This window comes from Rhodoferax sp. GW822-FHT02A01 (genome assembly GCF_038784515.1).
GTDB lineage: Bacteria > Pseudomonadota > Gammaproteobacteria > Burkholderiales > Burkholderiaceae_C > Allorhodoferax.
Window position 1 is genome coordinate 2,370,742 of record NZ_CP152376.1, and the last position, 26,604, is coordinate 2,397,345.

At 61.6% G+C, this 26,604-nt stretch carries 23 protein-coding genes, 1 other RNA gene and 1 pseudogene; 20 read left to right on the top strand and 5 right to left on the bottom strand.

The genetic code is table 11. The features are described from left to right. Nucleotides 1-82: 82 nt before the first annotated feature. Entirely contained in the window at nt 83-958 is an 876-nt protein-coding gene (gene htpX / locus AAGF34_RS11130; protein ID WP_342620667.1) for a protease HtpX, read from the top strand. 6 nt (nt 959-964) lie between these two features. Here htpX and AAGF34_RS11135 read toward each other — a convergent pair whose 3' ends face one another. Continuing rightward, on the bottom strand, nt 965-3,172 hold the full coding sequence (locus tag AAGF34_RS11135; protein ID WP_342620668.1) for a heavy metal translocating P-type ATPase: 2,208 nt from the start codon (nt 3,170-3,172) through the stop codon (nt 965-967). Between the two features lie 113 nt (nt 3,173-3,285). Here AAGF34_RS11135 and cadR point away from each other — a divergent pair, with 113 nt between their 5' ends. After that, nucleotides 3,286-3,768 (top strand): Cd(II)/Pb(II)-responsive transcriptional regulator, encoded by a 483-nt coding sequence (cadR, locus tag AAGF34_RS11140; RefSeq protein WP_342620669.1) that lies wholly within the window; start codon nt 3,286-3,288, stop codon nt 3,766-3,768. Nucleotides 3,769-3,776: 8 nt separating this feature from the next. On the opposite strand, the gene AAGF34_RS11145 is transcribed toward cadR, so the two are convergent. Continuing rightward, the gene (locus tag AAGF34_RS11145; protein ID WP_342620670.1) at nt 3,777-5,576 is read right to left on the bottom strand and encodes an NAD(P)/FAD-dependent oxidoreductase; all 1,800 of its coding nucleotides are present in this window, start codon (nt 5,574-5,576) and stop codon (nt 3,777-3,779) included. A gap of 140 nt (nt 5,577-5,716) precedes the next feature. Here AAGF34_RS11145 and AAGF34_RS11150 point away from each other — a divergent pair, with 140 nt between their 5' ends. Further along, a complete protein-coding gene (locus AAGF34_RS11150) occupies nt 5,717-6,085 on the top strand; it encodes a VOC family protein (RefSeq protein ID WP_342620671.1) in 369 nt (122 codons plus the stop codon). A 49-nt stretch (nt 6,086-6,134) separates the two neighbouring features. Here AAGF34_RS11150 and cysK read toward each other — a convergent pair whose 3' ends face one another. Further along, nucleotides 6,135-7,052 carry a cysteine synthase A gene (cysK, locus tag AAGF34_RS11155; protein WP_342620672.1) on the bottom strand — a complete coding sequence of 306 codons (918 nt, stop codon included), beginning with the start codon at nt 7,050-7,052 and terminating at the stop codon, nt 6,135-6,137. 106 nt (nt 7,053-7,158) lie between these two features. Between cysK and rnpB the strand changes: the two genes are divergently transcribed. Beyond that, nucleotides 7,159-7,522: RNase P RNA component class A (gene rnpB, locus AAGF34_RS11160), an RNA gene on the top strand. Between the two features lie 57 nt (nt 7,523-7,579). Continuing rightward, a complete protein-coding gene (locus tag AAGF34_RS11165; protein ID WP_342620673.1) occupies nt 7,580-8,005 on the top strand; it encodes a CBS domain-containing protein in 426 nt (141 codons plus the stop codon). Here AAGF34_RS11165 and AAGF34_RS11170 read toward each other — a convergent pair. Beyond that, complete coding sequence (locus AAGF34_RS11170) at nt 8,002-8,928, bottom strand: RNA pseudouridine synthase (protein WP_342620674.1); 927 nt, start codon at nt 8,926-8,928, stop codon at nt 8,002-8,004. The two genes, AAGF34_RS11165 and AAGF34_RS11170, sit on opposite strands and share 4 nt — an antisense overlap. Beyond that, nucleotides 8,925-9,827 (bottom strand): annotated as a pseudogene (locus tag AAGF34_RS11175) (MBL fold metallo-hydrolase); the annotation flags it as partial. The gene AAGF34_RS11170 and the pseudogene AAGF34_RS11175, both read right to left, overlap by 4 nt. 94 nt (nt 9,828-9,921) lie before the next feature. On the opposite strand from AAGF34_RS11175, the gene dapF reads away from it, so the two are divergent. The 15 genes from dapF to murF all read left to right on the top strand — a co-directional run bounded on the left by dapF (nt 9,922) and on the right by murF (nt 26,579). Then, entirely contained in the window at nt 9,922-10,797 is an 876-nt protein-coding gene (gene dapF, locus AAGF34_RS11180; protein WP_342620675.1) for a diaminopimelate epimerase, read from the top strand. A 51-nt stretch (nt 10,798-10,848) separates the two neighbouring features. Beyond that, the gene (locus AAGF34_RS11185) at nt 10,849-11,547 is read left to right on the top strand and encodes a DUF484 family protein (RefSeq protein WP_342620676.1); all 699 of its coding nucleotides are present in this window, start codon (nt 10,849-10,851) and stop codon (nt 11,545-11,547) included. A 5-nt stretch (nt 11,548-11,552) separates the two neighbouring features. Further along, nucleotides 11,553-12,524, top strand: a complete 972-nt coding sequence (locus AAGF34_RS11190) for a tyrosine recombinase XerC (protein ID WP_342620677.1) — start codon at nt 11,553-11,555, stop codon at nt 12,522-12,524. Between the two features lie 172 nt (nt 12,525-12,696). After that, on the top strand, nt 12,697-13,878 hold the full coding sequence (locus AAGF34_RS11195; protein WP_342620678.1) for a class I SAM-dependent rRNA methyltransferase: 1,182 nt from the start codon (nt 12,697-12,699) through the stop codon (nt 13,876-13,878). A gap of 65 nt (nt 13,879-13,943) precedes the next feature. Beyond that, nucleotides 13,944-15,014 carry a GTP-binding protein gene (locus tag AAGF34_RS11200; protein WP_342620679.1) on the top strand — a complete coding sequence of 357 codons (1,071 nt, stop codon included), beginning with the start codon at nt 13,944-13,946 and terminating at the stop codon, nt 15,012-15,014. Nucleotides 15,015-15,290: 276 nt separating this feature from the next. Further along, the gene (gene dksA, locus AAGF34_RS11205; RefSeq protein WP_342620680.1) at nt 15,291-16,223 is read left to right on the top strand and encodes an RNA polymerase-binding protein DksA; all 933 of its coding nucleotides are present in this window, start codon (nt 15,291-15,293) and stop codon (nt 16,221-16,223) included. A gap of 49 nt (nt 16,224-16,272) precedes the next feature. After that, a complete protein-coding gene (locus AAGF34_RS11210; protein WP_342620681.1) occupies nt 16,273-17,970 on the top strand; it encodes an STAS domain-containing protein in 1,698 nt (565 codons plus the stop codon). Between the two features lie 70 nt (nt 17,971-18,040). Continuing rightward, complete coding sequence (gene hslV, locus AAGF34_RS11215) at nt 18,041-18,589, top strand: ATP-dependent protease subunit HslV (protein ID WP_342620682.1); 549 nt, start codon at nt 18,041-18,043, stop codon at nt 18,587-18,589. A 23-nt stretch (nt 18,590-18,612) separates the two neighbouring features. Continuing rightward, the gene (hslU, locus tag AAGF34_RS11220; protein WP_342620683.1) at nt 18,613-19,938 is read left to right on the top strand and encodes an ATP-dependent protease ATPase subunit HslU; all 1,326 of its coding nucleotides are present in this window, start codon (nt 18,613-18,615) and stop codon (nt 19,936-19,938) included. 250 nt (nt 19,939-20,188) lie between these two features. Then, entirely contained in the window at nt 20,189-20,617 is a 429-nt protein-coding gene (gene mraZ / locus AAGF34_RS11225; RefSeq protein WP_342620684.1) for a division/cell wall cluster transcriptional repressor MraZ, read from the top strand. A gap of 8 nt (nt 20,618-20,625) precedes the next feature. Then, nucleotides 20,626-21,567: a 16S rRNA (cytosine(1402)-N(4))-methyltransferase RsmH gene (gene rsmH / locus AAGF34_RS11230; protein WP_342620685.1), complete on the top strand. Its 942-nt coding sequence runs from the start codon at nt 20,626-20,628 to the stop codon at nt 21,565-21,567. Then, a complete protein-coding gene (gene ftsL, locus AAGF34_RS11235) occupies nt 21,564-21,911 on the top strand; it encodes a cell division protein FtsL (protein WP_342620686.1) in 348 nt (115 codons plus the stop codon). Before rsmH ends, ftsL begins: the two co-directional genes overlap by 4 nt. Next, nucleotides 21,908-23,653: a penicillin-binding protein 2 gene (locus AAGF34_RS11240; RefSeq protein ID WP_342620687.1), complete on the top strand. Its 1,746-nt coding sequence runs from the start codon at nt 21,908-21,910 to the stop codon at nt 23,651-23,653. Before ftsL ends, AAGF34_RS11240 begins: the two co-directional genes overlap by 4 nt. Then, nucleotides 23,653-25,176 (top strand): UDP-N-acetylmuramoyl-L-alanyl-D-glutamate--2,6-diaminopimelate ligase, encoded by a 1,524-nt coding sequence (locus AAGF34_RS11245; protein ID WP_342620688.1) that lies wholly within the window; start codon nt 23,653-23,655, stop codon nt 25,174-25,176. Before AAGF34_RS11240 ends, AAGF34_RS11245 begins: the two co-directional genes overlap by 1 nt. Beyond that, a complete protein-coding gene (gene murF / locus AAGF34_RS11250; RefSeq protein WP_342620689.1) occupies nt 25,173-26,579 on the top strand; it encodes a UDP-N-acetylmuramoyl-tripeptide--D-alanyl-D-alanine ligase in 1,407 nt (468 codons plus the stop codon). The genes AAGF34_RS11245 and murF overlap by 4 nt, the downstream gene beginning before the upstream one ends. Nucleotides 26,580-26,604: the final 25 nt, after the last annotated feature.

Here is a 26,604-nt window from a genome sequence, read left to right on the forward strand (position 1 = left end):
CGGTGCTTTTTGGGGAATTCTGCGGCCTTGGCCCTAACATCACGTACCACGCGCGCAGAGCGCACTGTCTATCGAGGAAACCATGAAACGCATTCTTCTCTTTGTCCTGACCAACGTCCTAGTGGTCGCCGTGCTTGGCATCGTGGCCAGCCTGCTGGGCGTCAACCGCTACCTCACTGCTAATGGCCTGAACCTAGGTGCCTTGCTGGGCTACGCGCTGGTGATGGGTTTCGGTGGCGCCATCATCTCGCTGCTGATCAGCAAGCCCATGGCCAAGTGGTCATCGGGTGTGCAGGTGATCGAGCAGCCGCGCAATGCCGATGAAGCCTGGATCGTGGAGACCGTGCGCAAGCTGGCTGACAAGGCAGGCATCGGCATGCCGGAAGTGGGCATTTTTGAAGGCGAACCCAACGCCTTTGCCACCGGCGCATTCAAGAACTCGGCGCTGGTAGCCGTTTCCACCGGTCTGCTGCAGGGCATGACGCGCGAAGAAATCGAGGCCGTCATCGGCCACGAAATCGCCCACGTGGCAAATGGCGACATGGTCACCATGACGCTGATCCAGGGGGTGATGAACACCTTTGTGGTGTTCCTCAGCCGCGTCATCGGTTATGCCGTGGACAGCTTCCTGCGTAAGGGTGACGACCGCGACAGCGGCCCCGGCATCGGCTACATGATCACCACCATCGTGCTGGACATCGTGCTGGGCTTTGCCGCGGCCATCGTGGTGGCCTGGTTCTCGCGTCAACGTGAGTTCCGTGCCGATGCCGGCTCTGCCCAGTTGCTGGGCCGCAAGCAGCCCATGGTCAACGCGCTGGCACGCCTGGGCGGCATGACGCCCGGTGAGCTGCCCAAGAGCGTGGCCGCCATGGGTATCGCCGGTGGCATTGGCCAGCTCTTCAGCACCCACCCGCCCATCGAGGAGCGCATTGCTGCGTTGCAGAACGCTGCTATTTGATTCGGGTCAAGGCTTGTCGGGTGCGGAGCGCAGCACCCGCAGTCCGTTGAACACCACCAGCAGGCTGGCGCCCATGTCGGCAAACACCGCCATCCACATGGTTGCGCCATTGAACAGCGCCAGCACCAGGAACACCGCCTTGATGCCCAGCGTCAGGCTGATGTTCTGCCACAGGATGGACTGAACCCGGCGTGATAAATGGATGGCCTGCGGGATGCGGCGCAGGTCGTCATTCATGATGACCACGTCGGCCGCCTCCATGGCGGTGTCGGTGCCCGCGCCGCCCATGGCAAACCCAATGTCGGAGCGCGCCAGTGCGGGTGCATCGTTGATGCCGTCGCCAGTCATGGCCACAAAGCCGTATTGCGCTTGCAGCTGTTCAATGGCGGCCAGCTTGTCTTCGGGCAACAGGTTGCCGCGTGCATCGTCTATGCCCGCCAGTTTGGCAATGGTGCGGGCGGTGGCCAGGTTGTCACCGGTGAGCATTACCGACGTTACGCCCAGCGCATGCAGCTGCGCCAGCGCTTCGCGCGAGCTTTCCTTGATGGTGTCGGCAACCGCAAAGATGGCCAGAACCTGGGTTTGCGTGGCAAGCAGGGTGACGGTTCGGCCCAGCGCCTCATGGACGGCCAGACGGGCCTCGATTTCCGGACTGCAGATGCCGCGGTCTTCTATCAACCGGTGGTTGCTCAGCAGAATGGCGAGCCCATTCTTGGTGGCCTGAACGCCTCGCCCGGGCAGTGCTGTGAACGCCTGCAACGCGCCGTCCACGGGCAGACCCAGGCCGCTGGCAATGGCAAGAGACACCGGATGGTCCGAGTGCCCCGACAAGTCGGCTGCCCATTGGCGCACCTGGGCCTCGCTGTATTCGGTAGCGAGGATTTCGGTGGCAACCAGACGCGGCTTGCCCTGGGTGATGGTGCCGGTCTTGTCCAGCGCAATGGCCTTGATCTTGCGGGCGTTTTCCAGATGCACGCCGCCTTTGATGAGAATCCCGCGCCGGGCAGCCGCCGCCAGTCCGCTCACCACCGTGACCGGGGTCGAGATGACCAGTGCACACGGGCAGGCGATCACCAGCAACACCAGGGCCTTGTAGATGGCCTGCATCCAGGTCCAGTGCAGCAGCCACGGCGACAGCAGGCAGACGGCCAGTGCCAATGCAAAAACGGCAGGGGTGTAGAGCGCGGCGAACCGGTCCACAAACTGCTGGGTTGGTGCGCGTGATCCTTGCGCCTGCTCCACTGCGTGGATGATGCGCGACAACAGCGTGGCATTGGCGGCCGACGTGACCTGCATCTCGAAGCAGCCCGTGGTATTGATGGTTCCGGCAAACACCGGGTCGCCCGCAACCTTGTCCACCGGAATGCTCTCGCCCGTGACCGGCGACTGGTCAACGGCGGTGGTGCCCGACAGAATGGTGCCGTCCAGTGGCACCCGGGCGCCGGGTTTTACGCGGATGACCGTGCCGATGGCAAGGGTCTTCACCAGGCTTTGCTGCCAACTGCCATCTGCCTGACGCACCTCGGCCATTTCGGGCGTCATGTCCAGCAACCCCTTGACGGCATTGCGCGCACGGTCCACCGAGCGGGCCTCTATCAGTTCGGCAATGGCGTAGAGCGCCATCACCATGGCTGCCTCGGGCCACTGCCCGATCAGAAAGGCGCCTGTTACCGCCACCGTCATCAGTGCGTTGATGTTGAGACGCAGGTTGCGCAGCGCCGCCAACCCTTTGACGTAGGTAGAAAAACCCGCCAGTGCGATGGCCAGCGCGGCCAGGATCATGCCAAGGGCGCTCCATGGCAGACCAACAGGGGCCAGGTACGAAACCGCTTCCGCACCAAAGGCCAGCGCCAGCGCCACTGCATAGCGTGGCAGGCCCTCTGGGAGGGCAAAGGCCGCGTGCGCGTAGTGGTGCTCATGTCCATGGCTGTGGTCGTGGCCTTCATGACCATGGTCATCGTGATCCGTGGCTTCGGAAATCGGCAGCACCTTGAAGCCCGCCTTGCGGATCGCCTCCAGTGCGGCAGGAATCGACTCGGCGGGCGCATCGATGGTCAGTGTGCGTGCGCCGAGCTGAAAGTTCAGGCTGCGCAGGCCAGGTATGTTGGTCAGCGCATGGCGGATCTCACCTTCCTCGGCCGCACAATCCATGCTCGGGATACGGAAAACGGGTGTGTTGGCGGGTTCTGCTGCAGCTGTTGTGTTGGGGCTCATGGGGTGTCCTCACCATTCGCAATGGCTTTGTTGCCTGTATTAAAAACCCTGTAGCTGCTACAGAGTCAAGTTTGTGCCAGAGTACCCCTCAAGCACCCCAACAGGACACGCCCATGAAAATCGGAGAACTGGCCCAACGCACCAACACCCCGGTAGAAACCATCCGCTATTACGAGCGCGAGGGGCTGCTGGCCGAACCCGGTCGCAGCGAGGGCAACTACCGCGTTTACGAAGATGCGCATGCGCAGCGTCTGTCCTTCATCCGCCATTGCCGCGGGTTGGACATGACGCTGGAAGAAATCCGCGTGCTGCTCCGTTTCAAGGATGCGCCCACGGAAAACTGCCGCGAAGTCAATGATTTGCTGGACGAACACATAGGCCATGTGGCCCAACGCATCCGTGAATTGCGCTCGCTGGAAAAGCAGCTCAAGGCCTTGCGCGAAACCTGCATGGTCTCGCAGGACGCAGAGCATTGCGGCATCCTCAACGAACTCACCGAGATCGCAAGAAAGCCGGTCAGCTCAGCCGGACGCGAAGGCCATGTGCACGGTGCGCATAGCGGCAGTGGTCAGCGCAAGACTGCGCACAAGCACTAGGTACCGGATCAAGTCGACACAAGTTCCCGCCCCACAGCCTCCGCCACCCGAATGCCATCCACTCCCGCCGACATGATGCCGCCGGCATAGCTGGCACCTTCACCCGCAGGGTAGAGGCCGCGCACATTGCTGCTTTGCAGGTCTTCGCCGCGCGGCATCTTCAGGGGTGACGATGTGCGTGTCTCCACACCGGTGAGCACCGCATCGGCCATGTCAAAGCCGCGTATTTTCTTGCCAAACACAGGCAGCGCTTCGCGCAGTGCCTCGATGGCGTAGGCGGGCAGGCTGGGGGCCAGGTCGCCGAGCTTGACGCCGGGTTTGTAGGAAGGCAGGACGTTGCCGAACTGGGTTGACGCGCGCGCCGCCAGAAAGTCGCCCACCAGTTGGCCGGGTGCTTCGTAGCTGCTGCCACCCAGTGCATAGGCGCCGGCTTCAAGCTGGCGCTGGAAGGCAATGCCCGACAGCGGGTGCGCGGCCTTGGGGTTCTGGGCACGAAGTGCTGCCGCTTCCCTGGCGTAGCGTGCGCCTTTGTCTGTGCCAAAGGCCTGCACAAACGTGGCTTCGTCCTGCGGGTAGTCTGCAGGGTCTATGCCGACCACCATGCCGGCATTGGCGTTGCGTTCGTTGCGCGAATACTGGCTCATGCCGTTGGTGACCACACGGCCAGGCTCGCTGGTGGCGGCCACCACGGTGCCGCCGGGGCACATGCAAAAGCTGTAGACCGCGCGCCCATTGGCGGCGTGGTGGACCAGTTTGTAGTCGGCCGCACCCAGCATGGGGTGACCGGCGTGACGGCCCCAACGCGCCTTGTCGATCACGCCCTGCGGGTGCTCGATGCGAAAGCCTACCGAGAACGGCTTGGCCTGCATGGCCACGCCGCGCTCGTAGAGCATGGCGAATGTGTCGCGCGCACTGTGGCCCAGGGCCATCACGACGTGCCGGGCTGGCAAGGCGTAGGTGGTGTTGCTGGGCACGTCCAGCACCTGCAGTCCGGTGAGTTGGTGCTCGTCGCCATGGGGTTCCAGCAACACATCTATCACGCGCTGTTCAAAGCGTACTTCGCCGCCCAGCGCCACGATTTGCGCACGCAGGTTTTCCACCACCTTCACCAGCTTGAAGGTGCCGATATGGGGGTGTGCTTCGTACAGGATTTCGGGTGGCGCGCCGGCCTTCACAAATTCATCCATCACCTTGCGGCCCAGAAAGCGTGGGTCCTTGATCTGGCTCCAGAGCTTGCCGTCGGAAAACGTGCCAGCGCCGCCTTCTCCAAACTGCACATTGCTTTCCGGGTTGAGATTGCGTTTGCGCCACAGGCCCCAGGTGTCCTTGGTGCGTTCACGCACCGTCTTGCCGCGCTCCAGCACCAGCGGCTTGAACCCCATTTGGGCCAATACCAGCGCTGCAAACATGCCGCAGGGGCCAAAGCCCACCACCACGGGGCGCTCGGACAGGTCTGCGGGGGCATGTACTGCCAGGCGGTATTGCATGTCCGGCGTGGCGCCTATGTGGGCGTGACCGGCAAACTGGGTCAGCAGCTTCTCTTCCAGCGGTGCAGACACGGTGATGTCCACGATGTACACCACCACCAGATCCGCCTTGCGGGCATCGAAGCTGCGCTTGAATACATTCAGGTGCTCGATGTCTTCGGGTTGGATGTTCAGTGCCTGGGCGGCAAGCCGCTTGAGCGCCTCGATGGGGTGGGCAACCGGGGCACGATCGGCCTCGGTTTCAGCGGGTGCATCGGCAGCGCGGCGTACCTCCACCGGAATGGCGGAAAGCGGGAGTTTGAGTTCTGTGAGTCGAATCATGGCGGGCTCGTGGTGATCAAGCAGGGTGCCAATGATACGGGCAGCGCTGCGGGCTGGACAGCGGGCCCGGGCGGACCTATATTGCCGCAACAATCAACCTCGGGGAGGCCCCTTCAACCGCATGACAACAGGAGAACTCCATGCGCAACCCTATCGGATGGTTTGAAATTTACGTGGACGACATGGCGCGAGCGCGCAAGTTCTACGAGTCGGTGTTTCAGATAGCCCTGCAGCCGCTGGAAGGTGGCGGGCCCAGCATGCTGGCATTTCCTTCGTCCATGGAAGACTATGGGGCCGGAGGCACACTGGTACATATGCCCGGCTTTCCCGCGGGCGGCAACAGCACCTTGGTGTATTTCTCCTGCGATGACTGTGCGGTGGAGGAATCTCGGGTGGTTGCTGCGGGCGGCAAGATCCAGAAGCCCAAGATGTCCATCGGACAGTACGGCTTCATTTCGCTGGTGGTGGATACCGAGGGCAATATGCTGGGGCTGCACTCCATGTCCTGAACGCAAAAGGGGGCCTGAGCCCCCTTTTTTGGCTTCAAGAAAGTCTTCCTCAAGCAGGCAGGAAGCCCTCAACCGAGAGGTAGCGTTCCCCCGTGTCGTAGTTGAAGCCCAGCACGGTGGAGCCCGCCGGGATTTCAGGCAGTTTTTGTGCAATCGCAGCCAGTGTGGCACCGCTGGAAATACCCACCAGCAAACCTTCTTCACGCGCACTGCGCCGCGCATATTCGCGGGCTGGCTCGGCATCGACCTGGATCACGCCGTCCAGCAGCTCGGTCTTGAGGTTCTTAGGGATGAAGCCTGCACCAATGCCCTGGATCGGGTGGGGCGAAGGCGCTCCGCCAGAGATCACGGGAGAGGCCGTTGGCTCCACTGCAAACACCTTGAGCTTGGGCCACTTGGCCTTGAGCACCTGTGCCACGCCGCTAAGGTGTCCGCCGGTGCCAACGCCGGTGATGATGTAGTCCACGCCATTGGGGAAGTCGTTGAGGATTTCCTGCGCCGTGGTGCGCACGTGCACATCGATGTTGGCGGGATTTTCGAACTGCTGCGGAATCCAGGCTCCGGGCGTTTGTGCGGCCAGTTCCTGCGCGCGGGCGATGGCACCCTTCATGCCTTTTTCGCGCGGCGTGAGATCAAAGCTGGCGCCGTAGGCCAGCATCAGGCGGCGACGTTCGATGGACATGCTGTCGGGCATCACCAGTATCAATTTGTAACCCTTGACCGCAGCCACTAGCGCCAGACCCACGCCGGTATTGCCTGAGGTGGGCTCGATGATGGTGGCGCCGGGCTTGAGTTCGCCACTCTTTTCGGCCGCTTCGACCATGGATAAGGCAATACGGTCCTTGATGGAGCCCCCGGGATTGCTTCGCTCGGATTTCACAAACACGTTGTGCGTGGTCCCGAAAAGACGGTTGATGCGGATATGGGGTGTGTTGCCAATGGTTTGCAGTACGTTGTCAAAGCTCATGGGGCCTCCAAAAGGTGGGATTAGGTTGCGACATTGTGGGCTAGTTTTTCAACAGATTTCTGTATATGCATATGCAACCCCTGCGCAAGCCTGATAATCGGGGAGTGAAGCCCACCAGACCACCGCTGGTGCAATTCTGGAAACAGAGCACTGGAGGAACGTCCGGACTGCATAGGGCAGCGTAGCAGCTAACGGCTGTCCACCGACAAGTCGCAAGACCCTAAGGTGAGGATCAGAGCAACAGAGACGAGTTTTGGACTCGGACGCAACGCAAGTTGCGGCACGAGCCCAAAGGTGAAACGGGCAATCTCTACGCGCAGCAATACCAAGTAGGCACACGTTGACGGGGCCCCCGGAGTGTGCGGGTAGGTAGCATTGAGCCGCTCGGGTGACCGACGGCCCAGAGTAATGGTGGTCACGTGAGGGGAAACCCTCACGCACAGAATCCGGCTTACCGGTGGGCTTCACACTTTTGCCCCCATTTTTGCGGTATGGTTACTTATCGCTCACCATTCATCGGAGGCACTATGCGACCAGTACGCGAGTTGTTGAAGAATCAAGATGCACCCTGGAGCCTCAAGCCGCAAGACAGCGTGTTTGACGCCCTGAAAATCCTGGCCGATCACGATGTAGGTGCACTGATGGTGATGGACCAGGGCAAGCTGGTGGGAATCCTTTCCGAGCGCGATTACACCCGCAAGATCGCGCTGGCAGGTAAGGCGTCCAAGGACACGTTGGTAAAGGACATCATGACGTCCAAGGTGCTCACGGTGGATGCCAGCGCCCGTACCGAGGACTGCATGAGCCTGATGAGCCAGAAGAAGATCCGCCACTTGCCGGTGGTGGATGGCGACAAGGTGCTGGGCCTGATCTCCATCCGCGACTTGCTGGATGAAATCATCAAGGACCAGGAGTCCACCATCAACCAGCTACAGACCTACATCGCCAGCTAGAACTTCTCGTGCGCCGTCAGGTAGCGCCATTGGCCTACCGGCAGGTCACTCACCGTGACGCGGCCCAGGCGGATGCGGCGCATGGCGGTGATTTCCAATCCGGCCTTCTCGCATAGATAGGCCACCAAGCCGGGATGCGCGCCCTTGATCGCAAAGCGCAACTTGCTCGACTCCGGGGTGGTGCTGTTGATACTGAACTTGGTATGCGGCAACGGGTTGCGTTCATCGTTGAGCGCTCTGGCAATTTTCTGCAGATGCTCCGGCTGCACTTCGCCCCGGACGTCGACGATGAGTTCGTGCTCCATCGCACCCAAGTCCTCACTGAGCTTGCGCGTGACGCGCCAATCCTGGGTGAACACCACCAGCCCGCTGGCGCCCGTCTCCAGCGGGACTTCGGCTTCCAGATGCAACAAATGGCGTTTGAGCTGGCGAATGCCGGACGGATCGTCGGCGTAGTGGTTTTGCGCGGTGAGCAGTGTGCGGGCATTCTTGACCTGTGGCTTGCCGCCCCGACTCTTGGCGGGAGCCGCGCGGGGCACTTCGTCCTCATCGTCGTCTTCCGTGTCCACTCCGTCCAGCCAGCCGGGAGGCTTGTTCAGGATCAAAGTCACATCACCCAGGTTGAGCAAAGTGGCGTCGGGTGAGAGGGTCACGGTCTGCTGCTGCACGCGAAACGGCGGATCTTCCACCACCACGCCATTGACCATGACCCATCCGCCCTCTATGTAGCGCTCGGCTTCGCTGCGGGAACAGCCCTTGAGTTGCATGACCTTCTTGGAAAGCCGTTCGCCCTCATCCACCACTGGCTTGGTCCGGTCCACCGTGCGTGGGCGGTTTCTGGGTTTGGGGCCACCGGTTCGCGGCACTGCGGGCTGTGCTGCTGTTTGCCCTTGCGGAGGTGCGGCTCTGCGAAACGTACTCATAGCCCACCCCGATCGTCGGGGGGCATCTGTTGCAGCTGCTGGATGTGCTCCACATGCGCCAGCAAGGAGCGTCTGGCTACCGGCCAGATGCGCGGGTCCACATCGTCATAGGCCAATGGCAGCCACTGGTCCAGATTGCCCTGCGGGTTGGACTGCATCACCGTGGCAATCTTGGCTTCGCGCTGCAGGCGATGCGCCTTGAGGTGGGCAATCGCCGTCAGAGCATGGGTAATGACGTGGCCATGGGCCGGCAGAATGAACTCCACCTGCATCTGGCTGCATTGGGCATGCAACACATCCAGCGAGTGCAGGTAGTGGCCCATGTGGCCGTCCGGTGGATCGATTACCGTGGTGCTGCCGTTGAGGATGTGGTCGCCGGAGAACAGCAAACCATCCTCTTCGAGCAGCAGGCACACGTGGTTGGCAGCATGGCCAGGGGTATGGATGACGCGCAGACTGTGGGTGGCCACCTGGGCATCGTCGCCTTGGCCCGTCACGGTCAGGCGCAAGACTTCGCCGTCCTCCAGCGCCCTGTCCGGCGTGAATGCACTGGCCGCGCGTGCCGTGGGTGCAGACGGCAGGCCAAGAATGGGCGCAATGACGCCGTTGGCGGCGCACAGTGCCTGCAACGGTTTGGCGCCAGGGGAGTGGTCAGGGTGCGAATGGGTACACACAATCATGCGGATATTGCCGCCAAGGCCATCCGCATGGGGTGCTGCTTGCCACAGGCGTTGGACATGGTCCGCATCGGCAGGGCCCGGATCTATGACCAGAAATCCCGCATGCGCATCTCCTACCAGGTAGCTGTTGGTGCCGGGCCCGGTCATGACACCCGGATTTGGGGCTGTCAGCCGCCACACGTTTTTCAGAATGGCAACGGGCTTGTCGGACTGCCAGTCAGTGGGGGCCGGAATGGCGGCGGTTGCGGGGTGAAGGATTTGCGATGGTCTTGGCATGCGGGCCATTTTGCAGCAAGCGCGGATAATTGCACCCATGCGAATTCCGTTTACCAAAATGCAGGGTGCTGGCAACGACTTTGTCGTGCTCGACGAAACCCGCGGTGAGCTGGGCCTGAGCCCAGCCCAATACCGCTTTCTGGGTGACCGCCACTTCGGCGTGGGCGCCGACCAGATCCTGACCGTGAGGCCTTCGCCCGCAGCCGGCATTGACTTTGAATACATCATCCACAACGCCGACGGCAACGAGGTGGAGCAGTGCGGCAACGGCGCGCGCTGCTTTGCCCGTTTTGTGCATGACAGCGGTCTGACCGACAAGGACACCATCCGGGTGCAGACCATGAAAGGCGTGATTGCGCCGCGGCTTACCCCCGATGGCCGCGTCACGGTGGACATGGGTGCGCCCCGTTTTGATCCGAAGGACATTCCTTTCGATGCAGACGGTTTGACGCTGAAGCACCAGGGCGAATGGGGCAACTGGCCGGTGCTGCCCGCAGGCAGCACCGCCGAGGTGTTGCTGGCCACCGTCTCCATGGGCAATCCGCATGCGGTCATTCAGGTGACGGATGTGGATACTGCGCCGGTGACAGTTTTGGGGCCGCAGGTGCAGCAGAACCATCGCTTTACCCAGGGCGTGAACGTGGGCTTCATGCAGGTACAGAGCCGCAGCAGCATCCGCTTGCGCGTGTATGAGCGCGGCGTGGGCGAAACCCTGGCCTGTGGCACCGGCGCCTGCGCCGCGGTGGTGGCCGGTATCCGCCTGGGGCTGCTGGATGCGCGCGTGGATGTGCATACCCGTGGCGGTGTGCTGACCATCGCATGGGCTGGCGGCGATGCGCCGGTGATGATGACCGGGCCGGCGACCACGGTATTTCGTGGCGAGATTGAAGTGCCGGACGATTTGCCCGCCTGATGCCAGATACTTGAGCCAATAAGCCGAACTTTTTACCTACACTGAGCCTCCATGAGCAACCCATTGAACCAAGCGCTGGCCAACCCGATCACCGAAGACGATATTGCCAACTACCTGGCCAATACCCCGGACTTCTTCCTGCGCCACGCTGAGCTGCTGGCTACGGTGCAGCTCACCAGCCCGCACGGCAACCGTGCCGTGAGCCTGCAGGAGCGCCAGGCCGAGATGCTGCGCGAAAAGATCAAGCTGCTGGAGCAGCGCATCATGGAAATGTTGCGCAACGGCAATGACAACGTCATCCTCTCCAACAAAATCCTGCGCTGGGCCGCCAGCCTGCTGCAAGGAGGTGACCTGCTTCAATTGCCGCTGCAGATCGCAGCGGGAATTGAACTGCAGTTTGCCGTGCCCCAAGTGGGGCTGCGCCTGTGGGATGTGGCTGCCGACTACGTTGCAGAGCCTTATGCCCAGGGCGTGAGCGAAGACGTCAAACTCTTCGCATCCTCGCTGACGGAGCCGTTCTGCGGCTTGAATACCGGATTCGAGTCGGTGAGCTGGCTGAGTGCGCCCTCCGGCATTGCTTCGCTGGCACTCATTCCCTTGCGCGAAGGCCCCAGCGGCTCCACCACACCGGCCTTCGGCCTGCTGGTGCTGGCTTCCGGCGATGCACAGCGCTTCACCAGCGGCATGGGGACCGACTTCCTGGCCCGTATTGGCGAACTGGCCAGCGCCGCACTCTCCCGTTTGCGTTAACGTTTATGGCCGACGCGGCTGCTCTGGTCGATAAATACCTGGAGTACGTTCGCGTCGAAAAGCGTCTTGCCGCACGCACGGTAGAGCTGTACGCGCTGGACCTGCAGAAGCTGCAGGGCTTTGCAGCGCAGGCGCAGGTGGAGTTGCTGGCGGTGCGCAACCCCCATATCCGGCGTTGGGTGGCACAGATGCACAGCGGCGGACGCAGCGGCCGTGGCATTGCGCTCATTCTCTCGGGCTGGCGCGGCTTTTACACATGGCTGGGTCGCCAGGGCCTGATTGCCAGCAACCCGGTGCAGGATGTGCGTTCGCCCAAGGCGCCCAAGCCCCTGCCCAAGGCTCTCGGGGTCGACGATGCGGTGCAGTTTGCCGATTTCCAGAGCGATGATGATCCGTGGCTGGAAGCACGCGATGCGGCCATGGTGGAGTTGCTCTATGGCAGTGGCCTGCGTGTGAGCGAGCTGACGGGTCTGGATGTGGAAGCCAGCGGCGCGGCGCGTGGTTGGGTCGATATGCAGGCCGCAGAAGCCCATGTGCTGGGCAAAGGCTCCAAGCGCCGCAGCGTGCCGGTGGGCAAGACGGCCATGCGGGCGTTGGAGCGGTGGCTGGCATTGCGTGGTCCGATGGGAACGGTGGCGGGCGGACCGGTGCATGCGACCCAGGAAAACGCGGCGCGGGCCCTGTTTACCGGGCGCAATGGCACACGGCTCACGGCGCAGTCGGTCTGGCAGCGTCTGAAGCGGCGCAGTTTGCAGTCGGGCATCAGCACGCCGGTGCATCCGCACATGCTGCGGCATTCGTTTGCCAGTCATGTGTTGCAAAGCAGTGGGGATTTGCGGGCGGTGCAGGAGTTGCTGGGGCATGCCAACATCACGACGACGCAGGTCTACACGCGGCTGGACTTCCAGCATTTGGCCAAGGCGTATGACTTGGCGCATCCGCGGGCTCGGGTCAAGGGCTCTTCTTCTAAGTCCTGAGTTTCCTATTTGCCGACTTTGTTGGCGGGCTGCGTTTGGGGTATGGGCCCCGGCCGCCTACTGCGGGTACGCACAAGTTGGCCGGGGCCCATACCCCAAACTCAGCGGAGGCGACTGTGCGTTCGAGCGGTCAAATACCGGCTGTATGGGCACACCAGCGACAATACCCCCCATGAAATCGATTCGCCTGCGCGCCGGCAAAGAGCGCTCCCTGATACGCCACCACCCCTGGATTTTTGAATCAGCCATCGCCAAAGGCGGCGGTGACTCGGGTGAGACCGTGCGGGTGGACTCGGCGGAGGGGCAGTTTCTGGGGTGGGCCGCTTTCAGTCCGCAATCGAAGATCCGGGCCCGCATGTGGAGCTTTGATGAAAAGCAGCGCATTGATGAAGGGTTCTTTCGCTCCACCATTGCGCAGGCCATCCAGGCGCGTAGCCGCTTTGACATACGCAGTGACGGTGTGCGCCTGATCCATGGCGAATCGGACGGTTTGCCCGGGCTGATCGTGGACCGTTATGGCGACACGCTGGTGGCGCAATTCACTTCTGCCGGTGTGGAGCGCTGGCGCGATGTGATTGCCGATGCGCTGTTGCAAACAACCGGGCTGTCCCGGTTGTACGAGCGTTCCGACGCCAGCAGCCGTACCCTGGAAGGATTGACGGAGCGCACCGGCTGGCTGCGTGGTGAGGGACCGACGGACCTGATCCTGCAGGAGCACGACTGGAAACTGCACCTGAGCATCGCCAATGGCCACAAGACGGGCTTTTACCTGGACCAGCGCGACAGCCGGCACAAGTTCGCGTCCTATACGCGCCGCCTGCAGTTCCAGCGTGTGCTGAACTGCTTTTGCTACACCGGCGGCTTCAGCGTCGCAGCACTCAGCGGCGGGGCGGGTCATGTGACGTCCATCGACTCCAGCGGTCCGGCGCTGGAAGTGGCTGCGGCCAATGTGGCGCTCAATGGGTTTGATGCCAGCCGTGCCACGTGGATGGACGCGGATGTGAATGCGTCGCTGCGCCAGTTCGCACAGGAAGGCCGCACCTTTGACGCCATCATCCTGGACCCGCCCAAGTTTGCGCCCACCGTGGCCCATGCGGAGCGGGCCGCGCGTGCCTACAAGGACATCAACCGTCTGGCCTTCAAGCTGCTGGAGCCGGGTGGCGTGTTATTTACCTATTCCTGCTCCGGCGGCATCAGTGCCGACCTGTTCCACAAGATTGTGGCGGGTGCCGGGTCGGATGCGGGGGTGGACGGCTTCATCAGCGAGCGCATGGGTGGCGCACCGGATCACCCCATGACCATAGCCTTTCCGGAAGGCGAATACCTCAAGGGGCTGGTGGTCATGCGGCGTTAGGACGGTGTAAGCGAGGCACTTGAATTGATCGATACACTCCCCATCTGCTGATTTTGGGCTCCAATATGTCACTTATCCCCGCCACCATCCTGACCGGTTTCCTGGGTTCCGGCAAAACCACCCTGCTCAAGCGCGTACTGGCCGAGGCCCATGGACAAAAGATTGCTGTCATCGAGAATGAATTCGGTGAGGAAAACATCGATAGCGACATCTTGGTGAGCGACACCAACGAGCAGATCATCCAGATGAGCAACGGCTGCATCTGCTGCACCATCCGCGAGGACCTGCGCGCCACGCTGCGTGACCTGGCCGAAAAGAAGCGCAAAGGCGAGCTGGATTTTGAGCGTGTGGTGATCGAGACCACCGGCGTGGCAGATCCCGGCCCCGTGGCACAGACCTTTTTCATGGATGATGAAGTGGCCGAGTCCTATCTGCTGGACTCCATCTTGACCCTGGTAGATGCCAAGCATGCCGAGCAGCAGCTCAATGATCGCCAGGAGGCGCGCCGCCAGGTGGGGTTTGCCGACCAGATATTCATCAGCAAGTCCGATCTGGTGTCCAAGGACGAACTGGATGCGCTGATGCACCGCCTCAAACATATGAATCCACGCGCGCCGCAGCGTGCGGTGCATTTTGGCGATGTGGCACTGAGTGAGGTATTCGACCTGCGCGGCTTCAATCTGAATGCCAAACTGGACATCGACCCCGACTTCCTGAATGCGGAAGAACATGACCACGATCATGATCACCATGACCATGCGCACCACGACCATGAACATGGCGAGCATTGCGATCGCCCGTCCCATCATGGGGAGCATGGTCACCACCATCACCACGATGATGATGTAAAGAGCTTTGTCTTCAAGTCAGAGCGGGCCTTTGATCCTGCCAAGCTGGAAGACTTCCTGGGCGCGGTCGTCAATGTCTACGGCCCCAAGATGCTGCGCTACAAAGGCGTGCTGTTCATGAAGGGTACGGACCGCAAAGTGATTTTCCAGGGTGTGCACCAGCTCATGGGCAGCGATCTGGGACCGGCCTGGACAGATCAGGAGGTGCGTTGCAGCAAAATGGTCTTCATCGGCATCGATCTGCCAAAGGACATTTTGTTGCAGGGACTGGAGCAATCCCTGGTCTAGACGGTGTTTAATGGCACTGCAATGTGCCGTCTAGCGGATGCGCCTGGTTTTGAAAGAGTTTGAACGATGGCTGGGAGTGGAATGATTGTCTCGATTTTGCAACTTATGGGTTTTCCGATGGCGAAGCCTGTACACTCGCGCGCCGGAGAAACACCGCCAGACCAACCCACCAAGACTTCCAATACCACCCACGGCGCGATAGAACACAAGCAGGCGAGTCCCGCCAGGAGAGACAAAGTGAATGCGAAATCCGGGAAAGATAGCAAATCCAAAGCCGTGACAGCAAAGCCGAAGTCGGTTGCCAAGCCTGCCGCCAAACCTGTCAAAGCGGCAACCAAAACAGTGGCCAAGCCGACCGCCAAGGCCGTTGCACCTGCCAAAGTGGTAGCCAAGCCGGCGAAGGCGCCGGTCAAGGCGGTTGAAAAAGTTGCCCCCAAACCCGTGACCAAAGTTCCTGCAAAGGCCGCCAAGGCGGCTGCTCCGGCGCCCGTCAAAACAGTTAAATCCGCTGCCAAACCGGCGGCTCCCAAAAAGGTATCTCCCCCTGTGAAGCCTGTTGTATCCCAGCCCGTGCAAGCACCTGCGCCTGCCGCTCCTGCTGTCGTGGCTCAAAAGGCGGGTCGACCCTCGTCCCGTCTTGCCCAGTTGACTGTTCCTTCCATGGCGCAATCCGTTGCGTCCACGGCCGCCAAAGCCAGCTATAGCCAATCCATTCCCTCACCTGTCATCGTGCCCGTTTTGCCTTCTTCGATCAAAAAAGACCCCAAACTCGCCAACAACTGGAAAACCAAGCCAGTTGCCGAACTGACTGACGCCGATTTGATGGCCATGCCCGATTCGGAGTACATGAATGAAGTCCAGTTGGCCGCATTCCGCCTGAAGCTCGCCACACTCAAGCGCGACATTCTCAACAGCGCCGGTGAAACCACTGAGCATTTGCGTGAGGACACCTCGGTCGTTCCCGATCCGGCAGACCGCGCCACCATCGAGGAAGAACATGCGCTGGAATTGCGCACGCGTGACCGTGAGCGCAAACTGCTCAAGAAGATCGAGCAGTCCATTGCCCGTATCGATGCCGGTGACTACGGTTACTGCGACGAAACCGGTGAACCCATCGGTGTGGGCCGCTTGTTGGCCCGGCCTACGGCGACCCTGTCGCTTGAAGCCCAACAACGGCGTGAACTCAAGCAAAAGATGTTCGGTGATTGATAGCCGGATGTTTTCTTGCCGATTTCTCTGATTCGTTCATTCAGCAGCCATGGCAACCAAAGACGAGAAACCTGGTCTGCTGTCCAAGGTAGCCATGTTTGTCCGCAATCCGACCAGAGACTGGTCGGAGCTGGACCAGCCCGCGGATAACGAAGCCACCGCCTACGACAAGCAGGCGCTCAAGGCGATGATAGAGCGCAAGCGGCAAAACGACTTTGTCCGCAAGCGCGAGTTCGACCAGCTGCGCAAACTGCGCAACCGGGACCCGGCAACCCTGGCCAGCATGGCACGCCCCTCGTTTTTTCAGTCCAGCGTGTCTACCGACATTGACGGACGGGCCGTGACGCTCAAGAAGATTGACGAAATCGAGGCGCAGATGTCGCGCCAGTGGTGGAAGGCTCGTGCCCAGGACAGCCAGTCGCCACCAGCGGCAGCTCCTGTTTCCGCGAGGGACTCGGCGTCAGACGATTCAAGGAACGATCCAAAGCCTTCTTTGGCACCCTCCGACATGTCGGTCGCGTTTGCCAGCACCGAGGTAATGCCTGTGCCGGAAGGCGAGGAAGAGGACAACGAATTTGCGCCCACACGGATGACCACGGATGAAGCGTCCCTGTCATACGCAAGCCAGAACTCGGGACGCGAAGGCAAGTCAGACAGCGGTACCGGCTTTTCACCCTCTACGCTTTTCGATGCCAACGAAATGGCGACCGACCCCGAGCTGGAAGAGGCGGCCATCCGTTTTGCCAACGGGGATATTGCGGGGGCGGAAAACGGATTGTTGTCCGCCCTGAGGGGCAATGACCTGGAGCCCGATGCTGCGCAGTCATGGACTGCGGCTTTGCTTGACCTCTATCGGGCCACGGGAAACCGCGAGTCCTTTGAGAATGCGGCCAACGAGTTCGCGCTGCAACTGGATGGCGTGTGGCCGGTCTGGAAAGCGTCGACTGACGGGGACACGCAGAGTCTCAGGGATGGCGAGGCGCAAGCGGTGCAATCCACGCCGATCTGGGAGTGTCCAGCCGTGCTGACCGGCGCCGGCATGGAGAGCCTGCGCGCGGCCCTGGTGGGAAGCCCTATGCCCTGGCACCTCAACTGGAACCATTTGCAAACCATTGAGCCGGATGCCATGCCGCTGCTGGGGGCCCTGTTCGAGAGTCTGTGCACAGAAGCTGTGTCACTGCAGCTGGATGGTCAGGATCAATTGGTGCGCATCTTGCGTGCACTGACGCCCTCGGGAGAAGGCAAGGTCGATCCCGCCTGGTGGCAAGTTCGGCTCAATGCCTTGCGTGCACTGGGCTTGCAAGACGACTTCGAATTGGCAGCATTGGACTACTGCATCACTTTTGAGGCCGCTCCCCCGGAGTGGAATGAGGCTGAGTGCAGGGTGCTCACGGCTGCCGAGGCCTCATCCCTGGCGGCAGCCGCCGGCCCCACCCGGAAGGTATTGGAGACCGCGGAAGTCGCGGCAAGCGCATCCCTGGAACTTTCGGGTGAAATCCTGGGTGACGCAACGCAGGCACTGGCGACTCTGGATTCCGCTCCCGCCAGTACCAAGCACATTGCGATTGATTGTGGCCCACTGGTTCGGGTGGACTTTGCTGCTGCGGGCAGCATTCTCAACTGGGTGACCGCGCGTCAGGCCGAAGGCAAGCAGATTCAATTCCTGAACGTGCACCGGCTCGTCGCGGCATTCTTCAACGTCATCGGCATCAACGAATACGCCAAGGTCATCCCGCGCGCACTTTGAAAGCGGTGCGGGCAACCGACCGCCATTGCCGCCTTGCAAATCGTTGATCCGGACCAACCTACGCATCCACATGGAACAATTTCACGGAACCACCATCATCAGCGTGCGGCGTAAGACGCCGAGCGGTTACCAGGTTGCCATCGGTGGTGACGGACAGGTCACCCTGGGCAGCATCGTGGTCAAAGGCACGGCACGCAAGGTGCGCAAGCTCTACCACGGCAAAGTGCTGGCAGGTTTTGCCGGTGCTACCGCAGACGCATTCACCCTGTTCGAGCGCTTTGAAGCCAAGCTGGAAAAGCACCAGGGCCATCTGGTGCGTGCCGCCATCGAATTGACCAAGGACTGGCGCACCGACCGCGTGCTGCGCAGGCTCGAAGCCATGCTGGCCGTGGCAGACAAGGACGCCTCCCTCATCATCACTGGCAATGGCGACGTACTGGAGCCGGAAAACGGCATCGTCACCATCGGCTCCGGCGGAGCCTATGCGCAAGCGGCCGCAGTAGCGCTGTTGAACAACACCGAACTGGACGCGGCGACCATCGTCAAGCGTTCCCTCGAAATTGCCGGTGAACTCTGCATCTACACCAACATGCAGCACACCATCGAAACACTGGACTGAAGGCCCGGGGGCCTCTAGAAAAAATGACACCTCAGGAAATCGTTGCCGAGCTCGACAAGCACATCGTAGGACAGGGCAAGGCCAAGCGTGCCGTTGCCATCGCTTTGCGCAACCGCTGGCGGCGCCAGCAGGTGGAGTCCAAGCTGCGTGCCGAAATCACCCCCAAGAACATTCTGATGATTGGCCCGACTGGCGTGGGCAAGACCGAGATCGCGCGGCGCCTGGCACGTCTGGCCGATGCGCCCTTCATCAAGGTGGAAGCCACCAAGTTCACCGAAGTCGGTTACGTCGGCAAGGATGTGGACTCCATCGTCCGTGACCTGGCTGAAATCGCGGTCAAGCAGACCCGTGAGGCCGAGAAGATCAAAGTGCGGGCCCGGGCAGAGGATGCTGCCGAAGAGCGCATCCTGGACATCCTGATTCCCATGCCGCGCAACGAGTTCGGTTTTGCGTCTGGCGAGCCCACGCCTGAGAGCACCGCACGCCAGACCTTCCGCAAGAAGCTGCGTGAAGGCCAGCTGGCCGACCGCGAAATTGAAATCGATCTGCCGGTTGCATCGCCCCAGCTCGAAGTAATGGGCCCGCCCGGTATGGAAGAAGTGACGGAGCAGTTGCGTGGCATGTTTGGCCAGATGGGGCAGACCAAGCGCCAGACACGCAAGCTCAAGATCGCTGAAGCGCAGAAGCTGCTGGTGGACGAAGAGGCGGCCAAGCTGGTCAATGAAGACGACATCAAGAGCCAGGCCATCCACATGATGGAGCAGAACGGCATCGTTTTCATCGACGAAATCGACAAGGTCACCTCCCGCAGCGAAGGCAGTGGTGCAGAAGTCTCCCGCCAGGGCGTTCAGCGTGATCTGCTGCCGCTGGTGGAGGGCACCAGCGTGACCACCAAGTACGGCGTGGTCAAGACTGATCACATCCTGTTCGTGGCATCGGGTGCTTTTCACCTGAGCAAACCCAGCGACCTGATTCCGGAGCTGCAGGGGCGCTTCCCCATCCGCGTGGAATTGCAGTCGCTCTCGGTGGAAGACTTTGAAGCCATCCTCACCCAGACCCATGCCTCGCTCACGCGCCAATACCAAGCCTTGCTGGCCACTGAGGATGTGAAGCTCGATTTCACGCCCGAAGGGATCACGCGGCTGGCCAAGATTGCCTTCGAGGTCAATGAGCGTACCGAGAACATTGGCGCACGTCGGCTGTCCACGGTGATGGAGCGGCTGCTGGATGACGTCAGCTTTGACGCGGCCTCCATGGCGGGCCAAACCGTGACCATCGATGCTGCCTATGTGGATGCTCGTTTGGCCGAGCTGAGCCAGAACGAAGACCTGTCCCGCTATATTTTGTAAATTACAAATAGGTAGTCGGCTTCAAGCTTCACTTTCAGTACCTCTGCTAAGTGCTTCATTTAGAACGGATTTTTGCTTGCATCAGCCTGCAAAACCGGCGCTAAGTCCTTGATTTCATTGGAAATTTTTCGCAATCGCCAGGTTGCAAGATGGCTGTTTGCTGGTACAGTGCAAAAAAGTGGAATTAAGTGGTAATAAATGCCCTTAAACAGCCACTTCCCCGCAGGTTTTCAAAAAAGGGTGTGCTGTCGTGTTTCAAGGGGCTTCGTCTCTCAGTCTGGATGCAAAAGGTAGGCTCTCCGTGCCGACCCGGCATCGTGACGTTCTGAGTGCGACCGCCAACGGACAGCTGACCATTACCAAGCACCCGCACGGGTGTCTCATGGTGTTCCCCCGCCCGGAGTGGGAGAAATTCCGTGAGCGCATCGCCGCACTGCCCATGTCTGCACAATGGTGGAAACGCATCTTTCTGGGTAACGCCATGGATGTGGAAATGGACGGCACTGGCAGGGTGTTGGTGTCACCTGAACTGCGCGAAGCGGCCGGCATCACCCGCGACACCATGCTGCTGGGTATGGGCAACCACTTCGAGCTGTGGGACAAGGCCCTGTACGACGCCGAGGAAGCCAAGGCCATGCAGGGCGATATGCCCGATGTCTTCAAGGACTTTTCGTTTTAAGGCCCACGGTGGAAACAACATGGAACCATGCCACCGTATTGTTGAACGAGGCGGTAGATGCATTGTTCAACGACGGTGGTCAACCTTACCCGGACGCAGCAGATGGCACCTACGTGGACGCCACCTTCGGGCGCGGCGGCCATTCGCGCCTGATTCTTTCGCGCCTGTCACCAGCGGGGCGTCTGATCGCCTTCGACAAGGACCCGCAGGCGGTGGCCGAGGCCGCCTCCATCGTGGACCCGCGTTTTTCCATTCGGCATCAGGGTTTTGCGAATCTGGGCGAGTTGCCCGCGGGCAGCGTCAGTGGCCTGTTGATGGACCTGGGTGTGAGTTCGCCGCAGATCGACAACCCCGAGCGGGGGTTCAGTTTTCGTTTTGAAGGGCCGCTGGACATGCGTATGGATACCACGCGTGGCGAGAGTGTGGCGCAGTGGCTGGCAACAGCAGAAGTCAATCAAATCACGGAGGTGATACGTGAATATGGTGAAGAACGGTTTGCTGGGGCAATTGCAAAGGCGATTGTTGCTCGCCGACAGGAACGGGGGCCTTTTTCAACCACCACCGAACTGGCCCAACTCGTGGCTGACACGGTCAAAACCCGCGAGCCGGGCAAGGACCCTGCAACGCGCACATTTCAGGCTTTTCGGATTTTCATCAACGCCGAGCTTGAAGAGCTGCAACAAGCGCTAGAGGCGAGTCTGAACGTGTTGCAGCCCGGAGGACGTTTGGCAGTGATCAGCTTCCATTCGCTGGAAGACCGCATCGTTAAGCAATTCATCGCCAAACACTCACGCGAGGAGTACGACCGGCGCGCGCCTTTTGCTGCACCCAAGGTCATGCAACTCAAATCGCTGGGCCGCATCAAACCCGGCGATGAAGAAGTCAAAGGCAATCCGCGCTCCCGCAGCGCCATCATGCGCGTGGCGCAGAGGGTGGGAGCGCTGTCATGACAAGGATCAACTTGATGCTGCTGCTCGCCGTAGTGGCCAGCGCCATCTATCTGGTCAACGTCCAGTACGAGTCGCGTCGCCTGTTCACCGAGCTGGACAAGGCGCAGAACGAAGAGCGCCGCCTGTCCAGCGAACTGGAGCAGCTCAAGGTCGAGAAGCGCGCGGAAGCCACCTCGGCACGGGTGGAGAAGCTGGCGCGCGAAAAATTGCAGATGCGCCTGGTGCAACCGGCTATCACCACGTACGTGAGCTATGGTGACGCTGCGTCAGCACCCAAGAACACGGCCCAAGGCGCCGTCACCTCTGCTCCGCTGGCAACGGCCTCTGCAGGAGCCAGGCAATGAGCCGCAGCGTGCGTTACACCTCCAGCCCCTTGTTGGCCAGCCGCACGCCGGTGTGGCGCAGCAAGTTTGTGGTGGCCGCCATTGCCCTGGCCTTCTGCGGGCTGGTGGCGCGTGCCGCCTATATCCAGGTCTATGCCAACGATTTCTTCCAGCGCCAGGGCGAGGTGCGCTTTGCGCGCACGCTGGAGCTGCCGGCCTATCGCGGACGCATTCTGGACCGCAACGGCCTGATTCTGGCTTCCAGCGTCCCGGCGCCCAGCATCTGGGCCATTCCCGATGACGTGGACACCGACGGTGAAAAGGCCAAGCTGCAAACCCTGGCCAAGCTGCTGGAAATGCCCTATGCCGACCTGGCCAAGAAGCTGGACGAAGACAAGTCCTTTGTCTGGATCAAGCGCCAGGTGGATGCCGACATCGCCAAGGAAATCGCCGCGCTCAACATCAAGGGCATCTACCAGCGCAAGGAATACAAGCGCCAGTACCCCGAAGGTGAAGCCGCAGCCCACGTCGTGGGCTTTACCAATGTGGAAGACAACGGCCAGGAAGGTGTGGAGCTGCTCTACAACAAGCGATTGCTGGGCAAGCCCGGCATGCGCCGCGTGATCAAAGACCGCCTGGGTCGCGCCGTGGAAGACGTGGGTGAAATCGTGCCGCCGGTGGACGGCCAGGACATCCAGCTCAGCATCGACAGCAAGGTGCAGTTCTTTGCCTATGAAAAGCTCAAGGATGCGGTGCTGACCAACCGCGCCCAGGCTGGCAGCGTGGTGGTGCTGGACGCCATCACCGGCGAAGTGCTGGCGTTGGCCAACTACCCCAGCTACGTGCCTGACAAGCGCCAGAACCTTACCGGTGCGCAGCTGCGCAACCGCGCCCTGACCGACACTTTCGAGCCGGGCTCGGTCATGAAGCCCTTTACCGTGGGCCTGGCGCTCAACACCGGTCGCGTCAAACCCTCTACGGTGATTGACACTTCGCCAGGTAGCTGGAGCATCACCGGAGTCACCATCCACGATGCCCACCCCCATGGCGCGTTGACGGTGCAGCAGGTGATTCAGGTGTCCAGCAACGTGGGCACTGCCAAGATCGCCATGCAGATGCCTGCCAGCGAGATGTGGGAAACCTTCTCGCAGGCTGGTTTCGGCCAGAAGCCGCAGATCGAATTCCCCGGAGTGGTATCGGGCCGGTTGCGTCCCTATTCCAAATGGCGTCCCATCGAGCAGGCCACGCAATCCTACGGCTACGGCCTGTCTGCCTCGTTGTTCCAGATGGTGCGTTCCTACACCGTGTTTTCGCATGACGGCCAGATCATTCCGGCGACCTTGCTGAAGAACTCCGAGCCGGCGGTGGGTGTCAGTGTGTTCAAGCCGGAAACCGCTGCCGAAATCCGCAAGATGCTGCAAATGGCCGCAGGGTCTGGCGGCACCGGCCCCAAAGCCCAGACACAGGGCTATTCCGTGGGCGGCAAGTCCGGCACGGCCTACAAGCAGCAGGGCAAGGGCTACGGCAGTGACGGCAACCGCAAATACCGTGGCTGGTTCGTGGGCATGGCGCCCATCGACAAGCCGCGCATCATCGTCGGCGTGATGCTGGATGAGCCCAGCGCGGGCAAGTACTTTGGCGGTGACGTGGCAGCCCCCGTATTCAGCGAGACGGTGCAGCAGACCTTGCGTCTGCTCAATGTGCAGCCTGATATGGCGGTGCGCCCCAACATCGTGGCCAGTGCGGTGGAGGAGAGCTTCTGATGCTGACGACTTCTACCCAGGCCGTACGCTGGCTGCGACAGCATGTCACCGGCATGCTGCGCACGGACAGCCGCAAGGTGCAACCAGGCGACGGCTTCATTGCCTGGCCCGGCGCGGCCGTGGATGGTCGCTCCTTTGTGGAGTCCGCCCTGCAGTCGGGTGCAAATGCCTGCCTGGTGGAAGCGCAAGGCGCAGAGCAGTTCGCCCTGCCCCAGGAAGGCGTGGAATGCTTCCAGGGTCTGAAGGCCGCCACCGGCCCCATCGCTGCCGAATATTTTGGCCATCCCTCACAGGAGCTGGCTGTATTGGCCGTCACGGGCACTAACGGCAAGACCTCCTCCGCATGGTGGCTGGCCCAAGCCCTGTCTGCAGTGGAGGGTGACAAGGCCATGCCCTGCGGCATGGTCGGCACCTTGGGTGTCGGGCGTCCGCCTGCAGCCGGTTCCGCGACCGGACATGCGCACGACGCGGTGGTGTCCACCGGCTTGACCACGCCTGACCCGGTGCAACTGCAAAACGCACTGCGCCGTTTTGTTGACGATGGGTTGAAGGCCTGCGCCATGGAGGCTTCGAGCATTGGCATCGAAGAAGGCCGCATGGATGGCACCCAGATCCGCGTGGCGCTGTTCACCAACTTCACGCAGGACCATCTGGACTACCACGGCAGCATGGACGCGTACTGGCAGGCCAAGCGCCGCCTGTTTGCCTGGCCGGGCCTGCAAGCCGTGGTCCTCAATGTCGATGACGTGCGCGGAGCGGAGCTGGCTGCGTCATTGGTGGACAGTGCGCTGGATGTATGGACGGTTTCCACCGTGCGTAGCGCCCGCCTGCAAGCCCGCAACATCGCCTACCAGGCTAGTGGCATCTGTTTTGACGTGGTGGAGGGCAACGAGTCCATCCCCGTGCGCACCCATCTGATTGGCAGCTACAACGTGTCCAATCTGCTGGGCGTGCTGGGAGCCATGCGCGCGCTCGGCATCGCACTGGCGGACGCGGTGCAGGCCTGCAGCCAATTGCACGCCGTACCCGGCCGCATGGAGTGTCTGGGGGCTGCGAACCAGCCGCTGGTGGCAGTGGACTATGCCCACACACCCGATGCACTGGACCATGCGCTGCAGGCCCTGCGCCCCATGGTGCAGGCGCGCGGCGGCAAGCTCTGGTGCGTGTTCGGTTGCGGAGGTGACCGCGATACCTCCAAGCGTCCGCTCATGGGTGCGATTGCGGCCAAGCTGGCGGACCAGGTGGTGGTCACCAGCGACAACCCGCGCAGCGAAAAACCCGAGGCCATCATTGCGCAAATCCTGCTGGGCCTGCCGCCCTGCAACGCAGTCGTGGTGCAGTCGGACCGGGCTCTGGCCATTGCCCAGACCGTGGCCAAGGCGGCGGCGCAGGACGTGGTGCTGATTGCCGGCAAGGGCCACGAGTCCACACAGGAAATTGCCGGCGTCAAGACCGCGTTCTCGGACGTGGCTCACGCAGCACGCGCCCTGCAGCAATGGCACGCAGTGGAGGGTGGACTATGAGCACGATGATGCAATTGCAAACGGCAGTGCCATGGCTGCAAGGCGCCACCCTGGTGGGTGACGGCAGCATCGATGTGCTGCGCCTGCATACCGACACCCGCACCATCGAACGTGGCGACCTGTTCCTCGCGCTTCAGGGCGAGAAGTTTGATGCCAACACCATGCTGCACGATGCCTGCAAGGCGGGGGCTTCGGCGCTGATTTGTCATGCTGGCCTGGGCGCGGATCGCTACCCCGAAGGCGTGCCCCGCATCGAAGTGGCCGACACCCGTGTGGCACTGGCCGAGCTGGCCCGTGGCTGGCGTGCGCAGTTCTCCTTGCCGCTGATTGCGGTGACCGGCAGCAACGGCAAGACCACGGTCACGCAGATGATTGCCAGCATTCTTGCGGCAGCGGCGGGGGATGACGCACTGGCCACCCGCGGCAATCTGAACAACGACATCGGCGTGCCGCTTACCGTGCTGCGCCTGCGTCCCCACCACCGCATTGCCGTGGTGGAGCTGGGCATGAACCACCCCGGTGAAATTGCCGCACTGGCGCATGTTGCCCAACCCACGGTGGCGCTGGTCAACAACGCGCAGCGTGAGCACCTGGAATTCATGCAGACGGTGCAGGCCGTGGCAGAAGAGAACGGCTCGGTGATCACCCTGCTGCCCACGGATGGCACCGCGGTGTTCCCTTCGGACGATGCGTTCACTCCGCTGTGGGCCGACTTGGCCGCAACGCGCCGCACTGTGCGCTTCTCCCTGCAGCCTGGTCAGCAGACCAACGACGTGGGTTGTCTGTCCGCTCATTGGGCCGATGGAGCCTGGGCCGTTCAGGCTCGCGCTCTGGAGCAGAACTTTGCATTCAGACTGCACATTGCCGGCCGCCACAACGTCAAGAACGCGTTGGCCGCTTCCGCATGTGCGCTCGCAGCCGGTGTGTCCGTGGACGCTGTAGTGCAGGGACTGGAGCGCTTCACCCCGGTCAAAGGCCGCTCGCGTGCCGTGGCTCTGCACAGTGCAGACCGCACCCGTACCCTGGTGGACGACACCTACAACGCCAACCCCGATTCGGTACGCGCCGCCATTGCCGTGCTCGCCGAGCTGCCCGCGCCGCGCCTGCTGGTGCTGGGCGACATGGGCGAAGTGGGCGAGCAGGGCCCTGCGTTCCACACCGAAACAGGTGCCGAAGCCAAGGCATCGGGCATCGAACATTTCTTTGCCATGGGTACGCTGGCCCGGCATGCCGTGGACGCCTTTGCGGGCGCGCAGCACTTTGACAGCATCGATGCGCTCAATGCCGCCGTGCTGCAACAGCTGCCGCAGGTCAACAGCGTGCTGGTCAAAGGCTCGCGCTTCATGCGCATGGAGCGTGTGGTCGAGGCGCTAACCCAAGCAGCAGGCAAAGGTCAACCATGACACAACAGAACAACAACGAGGTATT